The sequence below is a fragment of the Tenacibaculum adriaticum genome, from assembly GCF_008124875.1.
Lineage (GTDB): Bacteria > Bacteroidota > Bacteroidia > Flavobacteriales > Flavobacteriaceae > Polaribacter > Polaribacter adriaticus.
In genome coordinates this window covers 784924-797214 of the sequence record NZ_VNIA01000001.1, presented here as the reverse complement: position 1 = coordinate 797214, position 12291 = coordinate 784924, and the positions used below count along the sequence as shown (strand labels likewise).

Sequence of the window (12291 nt, the reverse complement as noted above, 5' to 3'; positions counted from 1 at the left end):
TTCTGAAAATGACACACGAATTTAAACACATTGTTCAGCAAGCAAAAATTAACCAAGAAAAAGGGTTGAAAAATGTACTTGCCACCGTTGTTTTTTTAGACGGTTCTTCATACCGAAAACCAGGAGTTAGAATGCTTATTGCAGAGAACGGAAAAATGACTGGGGCAATTAGTGGTGGCTGTGTAGAAAAAGAAGTTTGTCGTAGAGCTCAGTCAATATTTAATGATGAAAAAGCGAAAGTAATTACCTATGACGGTAGATACAGATTAGGATGTGAAGGTATTTTGTACATATTATTAGAATCTTTTACAGTTTCTAATGATTTTTTAAATGCTTTTACTTCTCAATTAGAAGTTCGAAATTCGTTTGAAATCCAATCTTTTTACGAACAAAATGATGAAGTATATGGTAAGTTTGGATCTGTTATTAGGTTTGAAGATAATTCTAGTTTTACTTTTTCTAATAACTTTAACCCCCAAGATTTTCAAAATTTACATATTTTTTCTCAACAATTACAACCTCCCTTTAAACTGATAATTATAGGTGCTGAACACGATGCTGTAAAATTATGTACTATGGCTTCTTTATTAGGTTGGGAAATTGATGTTATTTGTTCTTTAAAAGACCCAAAACAATTAACAGATTTTCCTGGAGCTAAATCTATGACCCCAAACAATCCAGAAACTTTTAATACTTCTACTTTAAACCAGCATACAGCTCTTGTTGTTATGAATCATAGCTACGTTTTAGATTTAAAGTACGTGTTAAGACTACAAAATATAGCCCTTGGTTATATTGGTGTTTTAGGGGCTCCTAATCGTAGAGATAGAATGTTTTCCGAAATTTTCGAGCTTGCTCCCAACGTTTCTGAAGAATTTTTAGACGATTTACACATGCCAGCGGGTTTACACCTTGGCGCAGAAACCCCAGAAGAAATTGCTCTATCTATTTTATCTGAAATTTTAGCGGTTACTAGAAAAAAAGAACCTATATCTTTAAAAAATAGTGTCGGAAAAATTAATGCTTAAGAATATGAATATTGCTATTCTAATTCTAGCCGCGGGTAGCTCTTCAAGAATGGGAACGCCTAAACAACTTTTACCCATTGGCAATTCAACTCTTTTAGGGATTACTATTAACACTGCTCTAAACTCTAATGCTTCAAAAGTGTTATGTGTATTAGGAGCAAATGCTGAAAAAATTAAATCTTCAATTAAAAATTATAATATCGAAACAGTTTTAAACATTAATTATAAAAACGGAATAAGCTCGAGCATCATTTCAGGAATTGAGCACCTCATACCTATGAATTTTGATGCTGTTTTAATTATGTTAGGAGACCAACCTAACGTAGGTTCGGAATATTTAAATTCATTAATACAATTATTTCTTAAGAATCCTAAACAAATATCTGCTTCAAATTACGATGGAAAACTGGGAGTTCCAGCAATTTTTCCAAAAACCTATTTTGAAGATTTAAAACAACTTAGTGGTGATAAAGGCGCTCGAAACTTATTAAATTCTTTTAAAGTAAATAGCCTTATATTACAATCAGAAGAATTTATAGACATAGATACTATAAAAGAATATCAAGATTTTATCTCTTCCATTAAAAAGTAAGTATTTTTGCTGTCTAAACAATAAATAATGACACAAGAAACAATTATTATTACAGCTTCTATCTTCGGGATGTTATCTGTAATTTTTGGTGCATTTGGCGCGCATACATTAAAAAAAAACCTGTCTGAAGAACAATTAAAAAGTTTTGAAACAGGAGTGAAATATCAAATGTATCACGCTATTGTTTTACTAATTCTAGGCTTTAATTTTAAAGACCTAAATAACACTATATACTGGTGTTTTACCCTTGGTGTAATTTTATTTTCTTTTAGTATTTACGGTTTAGTGCTTTCTGATGCACAAGGAAAGAAACTTCGTTTTTTAGGACCAATAACTCCTATTGGTGGTTTATTTTTATTATCTGGTTGGGTTTTGTTAGTACTTAAACACATCTAAACAACAAAACTATATATCTTATTATATGGCTAGAAAAAACAACCTTAAAAATTGGATAGGAAAAATACATTTATGGCTTGGACTTACATCTGGTCTTGTAGTTTTTATTGTTGCTATTACAGGCACTATCTTTGTGTTTCATGATGAAATTCAAGACGTAACACAACCTTGGAGAAAGGTAGCTCCACAAAATAAAGAATTTATTCTTCCTTCTAAACTTCTTAAAACCGTTAAAGAACGTTTTCCTGATACCAATGCTAATATGGTAGTATATCAGAATAATGAACGTCCAGCACAGGTTTATGTAATTATAAAAGAGGTACCTCATAATGTTTATTTCAACCCCTATTCTGGAGATTTACTCCATATTCAAAATTTAGAAAAAGACTTTTTTTTAATTGTTGAAAGTATTCATATGTATCTTTTACTTCCTGAAGAAATTGGAAGGCAAATCGTAGGTATTTCAACGTTAATTTTCATCATAATGCTTTTAACCGGCATCGTACTTTGGTGGCCGAAAAAATGGAAAAATAGTTCGATGAATTTTAAAATTAAGTGGAATGCCAGATGGCGAAGATTAAATTATGATTGGCACAGAGTTACAGGCCTTTATAGTTTATTGCTTGCTTTTGTCATTACCGTTACTGGACTTAGTTTTTCTTATGAATGGATGCATGATAGTTTATATATTATTGGTAATTTTGGTAACCAATACCCTGAAGAAAACACCCCTCCAACTATAGAGATAACTTCAATAAAAATTGAAGTTAATCCAATTGACACAGCCTTTCTAAAAACTTACGCTATTTTACCAAATAGCGGAATGTTTTTTGTTTGGGATCAAGGAGAAAAATTACCTATTATAACTGGAGCCTATCCAAATTCTTTAGAATTTCACCATCAATCAAATTTCTATTTCCATCCTAAAACTGGAGAGCACTTAGAAAATCATTTTTATGAAGATAAAAGCGCTGGATTAAAATTACAGGAAATGAATTATGGTTTACATACAGGACAGTATTTTGGTTTAACTGGCAAAATATTTGCTTTTTTAGCTAGTCTTTTTATTGCTGGACTACCAATAAGTGGGTTTTTAATCTGGAGAGGTAGAAATGTTAAAAAAAGATAATAATATTCTTAGAACTCAAACACATACAAAAAAACTACCTTTACCATGTGTTTTTTCATAAAAAAAAATGCCAGAAATATTTTTACAAAGGTGTCATTTTTACCAACCACCAGTAGCCCCACCACCTCCGAAGCCTCCACCGCCGAAACCACCACCAAAGCCGCCGCTTCCTCCTCCGAAACCTCCAGAACCTCCTCCGAAACCACCGCCAAAGCCTCCACGACCTGCATTGCTTAAAATAATAGTCTCTAAAATACTTCTACTTGTGTTATCGTCTCTATAATTACGATAACCACCTCCTCGATTACCTCGATTGCCACGAGAAATAAGTATAAAGAAAATAATGATGATGACAATGAAGATAATAAAACCAGGATCAAATCCATCCTTACTTTTTTTACGAGTTCCTTGATATTCACCTTTCATTACTTTAAAAACGGCATTAGCCCCACTGTCCAAGCCAGCATAGTAATTTCCATTTTTAAAATGTGGAAGAATATCGTATTCTATAATTTGTCGAGAAGTATAATCGGTTAATAAATGTTCAACTCCATACCCAGTTCTTATGGTGATTTTTCTATCGTCTTTAGCTAATAACATAAATACACCGTTGTCCTTTTCTTTGCTTCCTCCTATTCCCCATTCATGAGCCCAATTGGTTGCTAAATAACCAATCTCTTCTCCGTTTGTTGTAGCTATTATGGCTACTACAATTTGAGTTGAAGTAGTATCAGAATACTTAATAAGTTTATTTTCTAAGGCAGATTTTTCACTTGCAGAAAGTAACCCAATATAATCATAAACACTGGTTTGAAAATCTGGCTTTTTGGGTATATCAAACTGTGCAAATGAATTTTGCGCAAATAATAATCCGAAGAAAAAAAGTAAAGTTATATGTTGTTGAAATTTCTTCATTTAGCCTTTAGAAACTTCATTAGATAGTTCATTTGAATCGTCTTGATTCCAAGGGAAGTGTACTTTTAACTCTTCTCCTGTTTTCAAAACACCCTCAATAATTCCTTGTTTAAAATTTCCTTTTTTGAACTGTTTTTGCATTATATCTTTAGTTGAATCCCAAAAGTCTTTAGGCACAACCGCATCAATCCCTTTATCTCCATAAATTACAAATTTATGATCTTCTACAGCCACATAAATTAACACAGCATTTTGCTGTTTGGTATTGAACATTTTAAGCATACGAAACACTTCTAATGCACGATTATAATGAGAAATCTGGGATGATTTCTCTATATGAACTCGTATTTCACCAGAAGTATTTCGCTCTGCTTGTCTTATTGCCAGAACGATTTCCTGTTCCTCTTCTATAGAAAGAAAATCTTCTACGTTAGACATCTATTAAAATTTAAAATCTACATCTGGTGCATTTTCTGAACCTGAATCTGCTTTGTAACGAGCCATTTCATCAAAATTGAAAAACCCTGCTAATATAGACCCTGGGAATTTTTTAATGTGCTTGTTATAAATATTTACATTTTCATTAAAACGATCACGTGCTACGTTAATTCTGTTTTCAGTTCCTTCTAACTGGCTTTGTAATTCTAAAAAGTTTTTGTTAGCCTTAATATCTGGGTATCTTTCTACAGACACTAATAACCTAGATAAAGCACCGCTTAAACCAGTTTGTGCTTCTTGAAATTTAGCCATGTTTTCTGGCGTTAAATCACCAGCGTTTATTGTAGTTTGAGTTGCTTTGGCTCTAGCTTCAATTACTGCTGTTAATGTACTTTTTTCAAAATCTGCAGCTCCTTGTACCGTTTTTACCAAATTCCCAATTAAGTCATTTCTTCTTTGATAAGAACTTTCTACATTAGACCATGATGTTTTTGCATTTTCTTGGTATTCTACAGCTGTATTATTAAATCCTACTGCCCAATTATATAAAGCGAATGCAAATACTGCAAGAATAATTATAGGTACTAACCATTTTTTCATAATTTTTATTTTTTGATTTATAATTGATTTTTTATCTTAGTTAATTCAGCTTTTATGGCTTCTAATCTACTAATAATTTCGTGATTTTCTACTACCTCATCTGGATTTCTCTTTAGTTTCTGTTTAGCTCCTTCTAAAGTAAATCCTCTTTCTTTAACTAAATTATAAATAATTTTGAAGTTTTCAATATCCTCGATTGTAAATAATCGATTTCCTTTTGCATTCTTTTTAGGTTTAATTACATCAAATTCACCTTCCCAAAAACGAATAAGAGAAGTATTTACACCAAAAGCGTTAGCTACTTCTCCTATCTTGTAATATCTTTTTTCGGGTAAATCTACGTGCATTATAAATTAATCATAAGATTGTCCTAGCTGCTGCGAGGCTTTTTGCATCGCTAAAAATTCTTCTGGAGTTAAATCTCCATAATAATAATAAATAGGATTTAACGGTCTTTTGTTCTTATGTACTTCGTAGTGTAAATGAGGTGCTGCCGAGCGACCTGTGTTTCCAACATAACCAATTAAATCCCCTCGCTTTACTTTCTGTCTTTTTTTAGCAACGATCTTACTCATGTGTGCATAAATGGTTTCATAACCATAACCGTGATCTATATATACAACATTTCCGAAGGTTGAACTTCTAGTAGCAATCGTAACCTCGCCATTTCCAGAAGCAAAAATAGGCGTTCCTGTTGGTGAAGTAAAATCCATCCCATTATGCATTCTCCACGATTTTAAAATAGGGTGTAAACGCATGCCAAACCCCGAAGCCATTCTTTTCAAATCCTCATTCTTTACGGGTTGAATCGCAGGTATCGAAGCCAACATTTTTTCTTTTTCTTTTGCTAACTCTACAATTTCATCTAAAGATTTAGATTGCACTACCATTTGTTTCGATAAAATATCTAAATTTTTAGTTACATTTTTTATCATTCCGCTATTATCAAAACCTTCTAAGTTTTTATACCTATTTACACCTCCAAAACCAGCTTTCCGCTGCTCTTCTGGTATTGGATTTGCTTCAAAATAAGTTCTGTAAATATAATTATCCCGCTCTTGTAAATCAGCAAGTATTTCTGAACTTTCCTGTAGTCTTTTGCTTAACAATTCGTAGTGAAGTTTTAAATTCTCTAATTCTCTTTTTTGAGTTCTCTCTTTTGGGGAAGTTAAAAACTGACTAAAAACAATAAATCCAAAAAATGCGGTTAGTAACACACTTAAAAGACCAATAATGGTATTTTTAAATTTATCTCGTTTCCTTACCTTTATCTTCCTGTAAGACAAAGTGTCAGGGTCATAATAATATTTTACTTTTGCCATACGACTAAATATACTATTTTTGTGATTTTTATGGGGTTTTCAAATAAAAAACAGTTAGAAAACTCACAAATTTACAAAATGTTTTAAAACTTTAATTTATTATCGTTTTAATTAGAATTAATTTAACAAAATCCGATTGTCAATCGAATGAAATCTCAAGAAGTAAGAAAGAAGTTTTTAGCGTTTTTTGAATCTAAACAACATACTATTGTTCCCTCTGCGCCAATGGTGTTAAAAAACGATCCAACTTTAATGTTTACCAATTCTGGTATGGCACCTTTTAAAGAATATTTCTTGGGAAATGCCACTCCTAAAAATTCAAGAATTTCTGATACTCAAAAATGTTTGCGCGTATCTGGTAAGCATAACGACTTAGAAGAAGTTGGTTACGATACTTATCATCACACCATGTTTGAGATGTTAGGAAACTGGAGTTTTGGTGATTACTTTAAAAAAGAAGCAATTTCTTGGGCTTGGGAATTACTAACCAAAGTTTACGGAATTGATAAAGATATTTTATACGTAACTGTTTTTGAGGGCGATAAAGAAGACGGCACAAAAATGGATATGGAAGCTTATGATTTATGGAAAACTCATATAGCTGAAGATCGAATTTTAAAAGGGAATAAAAAAGATAATTTCTGGGAAATGGGTGAGCAAGGACCTTGTGGACCTTGTTCTGAAATTCATGTAGACATCCGTTCTGCGAATGAAAAAGCTAAAGTAGATGGAAAGTCTTTAGTAAATATGGATCATCCACAGGTTGTAGAAATATGGAACTTAGTTTTTATGCAATACAATCGTAAAGCTAACGGATCTTTAGAAGAGCTTCCTGCAAAACATATCGATACAGGTATGGGATTTGAGCGTTTATGTATGGTTTTACAAGATGTTCAGTCAAACTACGATACTGATGTTTTTACTCCGTTAATTAGAGAAATTGAAACAATTACTAATGTTGCTTACGGAAAAGATGAAAAAGTAGATATCGCTATTCGTGTAATTGCAGATCACGTTCGTGCGGTTGCCTTTGCAATTGCCGACGGACAGTTACCTAGTAACAATGGTGCTGGTTATGTGATTAGAAGAATTTTAAGAAGAGCTATTCGTTACGGCTTCACGTTCTTAAATAAAAAAGAACCTTTCATTTATAAGTTAGCAGAAACATTAAGTCATCAAATGGGTGACGCGTTTCCTGAAATTAGAAAGCAAGACTCTTTAGTTAACAACGTAATTAAAGAAGAAGAAGCTTCATTTTTACGCACCTTAGACCAAGGTTTATTATTATTAGATAAAGTTATTGAAACCACAAAAGGAAAAACTATTTCTGGTTCAAAAGCTTTTGAATTATACGATACCTACGGATTCCCATTAGATTTAACACAATTAATCGCTCGTGAAAAAGGTTTTTCTATTAATGAAGATGAATTTGCTTCAGAAATGAAAAAACAAAAAGATCGTTCTCGTTCTGCTTCTGCAAGCGAAACCGGTGATTGGGTTACTGTTTTAGAAGATGAAATCGAAGAATTTGTTGGTTACGACACCTTAAAAGTTGATGTAAAACTAACTCGTTATAGAAAAGTTACTACCAAAAAAGACGGAGATCAATATCAATTAGTCTTTAATATGACACCATTTTACCCTGAAGGTGGTGGACAAGTTGGGGACAAAGGATATTTAGAGACTTCAAATGGTGATGTAATTCATATTTTAGATACTAAAAAAGAGAATAATGTAATTATACACTTTGCTAAGAACCTTCCAAAAAACTTAAGCGAAACATACAAAGCTGTAGTAAACGATGAATTCAGAAACTTATCTGCAAGTAATCATACTGCAACCCACTTATTACACCAAGCACTGCGTACTATTTTAGGAACGCATGTTGAGCAAAAAGGATCCTTAGTAAGCCCTGATTATTTACGTTTTGACTTCTCTCATTTTTCAAAAGTTGAAAAAGAACAATTAAACGAAATTGAAGAGTTTGTTAATGCACGTATTCGTGAGAATATTCCGTTAACAGAAAGAAGAAATATACCTATGCAACAAGCTATTGATGAAGGAGCTATTGCTTTATTTGGTGAAAAATATGGAGACAGTGTTCGTGCAATTAAATTCGGACAATCGATGGAACTGTGTGGAGGAACTCACGTACAACAAACTGGTGATATTTGGTATTTCAAAATAAAGTCTGAAGGTGCTGTTGCATCTGGAATTCGTCGTATAGAAGCTATTTCTAATGTTGCTGTTGGTGATTATTTTGAAACTATTGAAAAGGATTTTTCTGAAGTTAAACAGTTATTAAAAAACCCAAAGGATGTAGCAAAATCAGTAAGTAGTTTACAAGATGAAAACACCTCTTTAAAGAAACAAATTGAACAGTTACTAAAAGATAAAGCTAAAAACTTAAAAGGCGATTTAAAAAGTCAGTTACAAGAAATAAACGGAGTAAACTTTTTAGCAACAAAAATTGATTTAGATCCTAACGGAATTAAAAACCTAATGTTTGAATTAGGTGGTGAGGTAGAGAACCTATTCTTGCTTTTTGCTACAGCTCCAAGTAAGGAAAAAGCAATGTTAACGTGTTATATTTCTAAAGATTTAGCAAACGAAAAAGGTTACGATGCCGGTAAAGTGGTTCGTGAATTAGGAAAATACATCCACGGTGGTGGTGGTGGACAAAATTTCTTTGCAACTGCCGGTGGTAAAAACCCTGGTGGAATACCAAAAGTATTAGATAAAGCTAAAGAATATTTAAGCTAATTCTTACAATATAAAACTATAGAAGGTTCAAAGTTTGTTTTACTTTGAACCTTTTTTCTTTTACCTTTATCACAATGCAATTACAAACTCAAATACCACTAAAAAAGCAACCACATCATCAAATTGATTACAACTCAAAGTTGTTATTGTTAGGCTCTTGTTTTTCTGAAAATATTGGTGATAAATTAGCGTATTTCAAATTCCAATCAGTAGTAAATCCTTTTGGAATTCTATTCCACCCAAAAGCTATTGAAAAACTGATTACGGATGCAATTAATCAAAAAACATATTCTGAAGAAGATATTTTTTCTCACAATGAGCTTTGGCATTCATTTGACGCACATTCAAGTTTAAGTTCTTCGGATAAAAACGAACTGATTGAAAATTTAAATTCTGCTATTAATTCAACTTTCCAGCAATTAAAAGAAGCTTCTCACATAGTAATTACCTTAGGAACAGCCTGGGTATATCGATTTATAGAAACAGATAGTTTCGTCGCTAATTGTCATAAAATTACTCAGAAAAAATTTTTAAAAGAAATCCTATCTGTTGATGAGATTTCAGAAAGTTTAGAATCTATAATTGCTTTAATAAAAAGTGTAAACAACAAAGCTTCCATTATCTTAACCGTTTCTCCGGTTCGTCATTTAAAAGATGGTTTTATAGAAAATCAACAAAGTAAAGCACATTTACTTTCAGCAATTCATACTATTGTTGAACCGAGAAAAAACTCACACTACTTTCCGTCGTATGAAATTATGATGGATGAATTAAGAGATTATCGTTTTTATACAGAGGATATGATTCATCCAAATCAAACAGCCGTCAACTATATTTGGGGAAAGTTTCAATTTTCATGGATTTCCGAAAATGCTAACACAACAATGAACTCTGTTGACACCATTCAAAAAGGATTAGCTCACAGACCTTTTAATCCAAACACAGAACAACATCAGCAGTTTTTAAAAAATTTACAACAAAAAAAGGAAACACTTCAAAAAGCATTTCCTTTTATACAATTTTAATTTCTTCTTAATTTAAATGTTGTGCAACATTTTGCCAAGGGCCACCATTAACTACATCTAAACCATGGTTTTTCAAAAACTGAGTAGCTTGCCCACTACGAGCTCCACTTCTACATACTGCTATTACAGGTTTGTTCCATGCTTTAATTTCATCTACACGAACAGGAACCGTTCCTAACGTTATAAGTGTTGAACCTTTGCAGTGTCCTTCATTATATTCTTCTACTGTACGTACATCTAAAACAACTGCACCTTTTTCTAAATATTCTTTAATTTCGTTTGTCATATTCTTTCTTCTAAATAAATTGAAAAATCCCATTTTTTTAAATAATTTGTTCTTTCGGCAGCAAAGCTAAACCATTTTCTATTAATCTTTTGTAGCTTTTGTTACATTTCAATTCTTTTATGTGTTTTTCCAGATAAGGTTGTACTGTAAAATTTTTACCAATACATAATTCGTAAAGCTCAAGCGGCAATAACCAATCATTTGGATGGTCTTTTAATAAAACATCAAAAACTTGGCTGATAAAAACATCTGTAGCTGTTTTTTCCTCTCTCATTTTTCTAACTTTAGCATATAACTGATACAGCTCTTTACTCTTTAAAGAATGCTCTATTTTATGTGTTTTCGTTTCTGATACTTTGCCCGTTTCTTCAAATGAAGTTACATCCGCAGCTCCTGCAAAAGCTGAAATAATTTCTGCACCAACTGCCATATCATATATTCCCCATTCTGGGCGAAATAAAATTTTATCGTATTCTGTTACTAAACAATTCTTAAAAGAAATAATCATAACATCCCCTTTTATATTTCGAGTTCCTGTTATTATTTCTCCTTCTACTCTTACACCACTTTCAAAATCAAGCTCCATAAATCTACCTTCGTAAATACCAAATCTATCTAAATCGTAAGGACTCATTTTCTCTATTGGCATCGAAATGCTTTTTAACTTCCCTATTGGACATCCAAAACCTTCCGCATGGTAATCTGTACCGTGGCCTAATAACTCTTTGTTTTGATATGATAAAGCAGTTTTTCCTGTCGTTTGTACATAAATCGGATTCTTATCTTCATCCGTAATTACATTAGTGAATACCCCTGAAATTTGAATACCTGAACTCAACTCGATTGTTCCTAAATTTTGAGAATCTATTAACTTTTCTACACCAATCAGCCCTCCTTTTCTTACCGCCATACTATTGGCAAACTCTTCTAAAACAGAACTTAGATGAGCAAAATCTGGTGTTACGAACAATTGAGGTTGAGGTTTAGTAATATCAAAATTTACATTACACGCGTCTAAAGTATAAGGGAGTTTTTTGACTTCATCCTGCATACACCATGCGCTTTCACCAATAGACGATAATAAACCTGCTCCATAAATCTTTGGATTATCTATAGTTCCTATTAATCCATATTCAACCGTCCACCAATGCAAATTTCGTATCTGAGCCATCTCAGAAAGCTCTCCCATATTATTTTGTAGCCATTCTACTTTCTCTTGTGCTTCATTAATCTCATTTTCTGATGAATTTGGATCTTCTTTTAAAATAGATAACAAACGAATAGCTTCATACATTTCGTAATCTTTTGCAGATGAAATTGCTTTCGCCCCGATTTCCCCAAATCTTCGTAAATATTCTGCATATTCAGGATTTGCAATAATAGGAGCATGACCTGCTGCTTCATGAATAATATCAGGGGCTGGTGTATACTCAATATGATCAATAGTACGCATATCTGATGCTATAACTAACACTTTGTATGCTTGAAATTCCATAAATGCATTTGGTGGAATAAAACCATCTACAGAAACAGCAGCCCAACCAATTTCTTTTAAAATACGATTCATTCCATCCATTTTCGGAATATAATCAATCGAAATTCCAGTTTTTTCTAGACCTTCAATATAAGATGAATGAGCAACTTTCTTTAAATAATCTACGTTCATTTGCATCACATAACGCCACACTGCTTGGTTTTGTGCTGTATACTCTTCATACGGTTGTCTTACTACAAACTTATGTAAATGTTTGGGTAACTTTTTAGTAACTTCATTTAACTCAAAGTGAGTATCCATAC

At 32.4% G+C, this 12291-nt stretch carries 13 protein-coding genes; 6 read left to right on the top strand and 7 right to left on the bottom strand.

The features are described from left to right. The first annotated feature begins 8 nt into the window (after positions 1 to 8). From C7447_RS03710 to C7447_RS03695, 4 genes are read left to right on the top strand one after another with little or no spacing between them, the layout of a single operon-like run. Positions 9 to 1028, top strand: coding sequence for an XdhC family protein (locus C7447_RS03710; protein ID WP_148868878.1), 1020 nt, complete (start codon positions 9 to 11; stop codon positions 1026 to 1028). Positions 1029 to 1032: 4 nt separating this feature from the next. Next, the gene (locus C7447_RS03705; protein WP_170245894.1) at positions 1033 to 1620 is read left to right on the top strand and encodes a nucleotidyltransferase family protein; all 588 of its coding nucleotides are present in this window, start codon (positions 1033 to 1035) and stop codon (positions 1618 to 1620) included. A gap of 27 nt (positions 1621 to 1647) precedes the next feature. Further along, entirely contained in the window at positions 1648 to 2016 is a 369-nt protein-coding gene (locus tag C7447_RS03700; protein WP_148868874.1) for a DUF423 domain-containing protein, read from the top strand. 25 nt (positions 2017 to 2041) lie between these two features. After that, positions 2042 to 3145, top strand: a complete 1104-nt coding sequence (locus C7447_RS03695; protein WP_148868872.1) for a PepSY-associated TM helix domain-containing protein — start codon at positions 2042 to 2044, stop codon at positions 3143 to 3145. Positions 3146 to 3244: 99 nt separating this feature from the next. Here the strand turns inward: C7447_RS03695 and C7447_RS03690 are convergent, their stop codons facing one another. Genes C7447_RS03690 through C7447_RS03670 form a run of 5 tightly spaced genes read right to left on the bottom strand, consistent with a single transcriptional unit; the run spans position 3245 to position 6420 of the window. Then, complete coding sequence (locus tag C7447_RS03690) at positions 3245 to 4060, bottom strand: TPM domain-containing protein (protein WP_148868870.1); 816 nt, start codon at positions 4058 to 4060, stop codon at positions 3245 to 3247. Then, positions 4061 to 4498: a TPM domain-containing protein gene (locus tag C7447_RS03685; RefSeq protein ID WP_148868868.1), complete on the bottom strand. Its 438-nt coding sequence runs from the start codon at positions 4496 to 4498 to the stop codon at positions 4061 to 4063. Positions 4499 to 4501: 3 nt separating this feature from the next. Then, positions 4502 to 5098 carry a LemA family protein gene (locus C7447_RS03680; protein ID WP_148868867.1) on the bottom strand — a complete coding sequence of 199 codons (597 nt, stop codon included), beginning with the start codon at positions 5096 to 5098 and terminating at the stop codon, positions 4502 to 4504. Between the two features lie 17 nt (positions 5099 to 5115). Next, positions 5116 to 5445, bottom strand: coding sequence for a MerR family transcriptional regulator (locus C7447_RS03675; protein ID WP_148868865.1), 330 nt, complete (start codon positions 5443 to 5445; stop codon positions 5116 to 5118). Between the two features lie 6 nt (positions 5446 to 5451). Next, on the bottom strand, positions 5452 to 6420 hold the full coding sequence (locus C7447_RS03670; RefSeq protein ID WP_148868863.1) for a M23 family metallopeptidase: 969 nt from the start codon (positions 6418 to 6420) through the stop codon (positions 5452 to 5454). A gap of 147 nt (positions 6421 to 6567) precedes the next feature. On the opposite strand from C7447_RS03670, the gene alaS reads away from it, so the two are divergent. Both alaS and C7447_RS03660 read left to right on the top strand, forming a co-directional pair. Continuing rightward, positions 6568 to 9183, top strand: coding sequence for an alanine--tRNA ligase (gene alaS, locus C7447_RS03665; protein ID WP_148868862.1), 2616 nt, complete (start codon positions 6568 to 6570; stop codon positions 9181 to 9183). Between the two features lie 74 nt (positions 9184 to 9257). Next, the gene (locus C7447_RS03660) at positions 9258 to 10208 is read left to right on the top strand and encodes a GSCFA domain-containing protein (protein WP_148868860.1); all 951 of its coding nucleotides are present in this window, start codon (positions 9258 to 9260) and stop codon (positions 10206 to 10208) included. 7 nt (positions 10209 to 10215) lie between these two features. On the opposite strand, the gene C7447_RS03655 is transcribed toward C7447_RS03660, so the two are convergent. Both C7447_RS03655 and C7447_RS03650 read right to left on the bottom strand, forming a co-directional pair. Continuing rightward, positions 10216 to 10494, bottom strand: coding sequence for a rhodanese-like domain-containing protein (locus C7447_RS03655; RefSeq protein ID WP_148868858.1), 279 nt, complete (start codon positions 10492 to 10494; stop codon positions 10216 to 10218). A 37-nt stretch (positions 10495 to 10531) separates the two neighbouring features. Then, positions 10532 to 12289 (bottom strand): aromatic amino acid hydroxylase, encoded by a 1758-nt coding sequence (locus tag C7447_RS03650; RefSeq protein WP_148868857.1) that lies wholly within the window; start codon positions 12287 to 12289, stop codon positions 10532 to 10534. Between the last annotated feature and the right edge of the window lie 2 nt (positions 12290 to 12291).

What these genes read in the sequence shown, in the direction of transcription:
- C7447_RS03710 (WP_148868878.1), top strand. Translation starts at nt 9, where the DNA reads ATGACACACGAATTTAAACACATTGTTCAGCAAGCAAAAATTAACCAA.
- C7447_RS03705 (WP_170245894.1), top strand. Translation starts at nt 1,033, where the DNA reads ATGAATATTGCTATTCTAATTCTAGCCGCGGGTAGCTCTTCAAGAATG.
- C7447_RS03700 (WP_148868874.1), top strand. Translation starts at nt 1,648, where the DNA reads ATGACACAAGAAACAATTATTATTACAGCTTCTATCTTCGGGATGTTA.
- C7447_RS03695 (WP_148868872.1), top strand. Translation starts at nt 2,042, where the DNA reads ATGGCTAGAAAAAACAACCTTAAAAATTGGATAGGAAAAATACATTTA.
- C7447_RS03690 (WP_148868870.1), bottom strand. Translation starts at nt 4,060, where the DNA reads ATGAAGAAATTTCAACAACATATAACTTTACTTTTTTTCTTCGGATTA.
- C7447_RS03685 (WP_148868868.1), bottom strand. Translation starts at nt 4,498, where the DNA reads ATGTCTAACGTAGAAGATTTTCTTTCTATAGAAGAGGAACAGGAAATC.
- C7447_RS03680 (WP_148868867.1), bottom strand. Translation starts at nt 5,098, where the DNA reads ATGAAAAAATGGTTAGTACCTATAATTATTCTTGCAGTATTTGCATTC.
- C7447_RS03675 (WP_148868865.1), bottom strand. Translation starts at nt 5,445, where the DNA reads ATGCACGTAGATTTACCCGAAAAAAGATATTACAAGATAGGAGAAGTA.
- C7447_RS03670 (WP_148868863.1), bottom strand. Translation starts at nt 6,420, where the DNA reads ATGGCAAAAGTAAAATATTATTATGACCCTGACACTTTGTCTTACAGG.
- alaS (WP_148868862.1), top strand. Translation starts at nt 6,568, where the DNA reads ATGAAATCTCAAGAAGTAAGAAAGAAGTTTTTAGCGTTTTTTGAATCT.
- C7447_RS03660 (WP_148868860.1), top strand. Translation starts at nt 9,258, where the DNA reads ATGCAATTACAAACTCAAATACCACTAAAAAAGCAACCACATCATCAA.
- C7447_RS03655 (WP_148868858.1), bottom strand. Translation starts at nt 10,494, where the DNA reads ATGACAAACGAAATTAAAGAATATTTAGAAAAAGGTGCAGTTGTTTTA.
- C7447_RS03650 (WP_148868857.1), bottom strand. Translation starts at nt 12,289, where the DNA reads ATGGATACTCACTTTGAGTTAAATGAAGTTACTAAAAAGTTACCCAAA.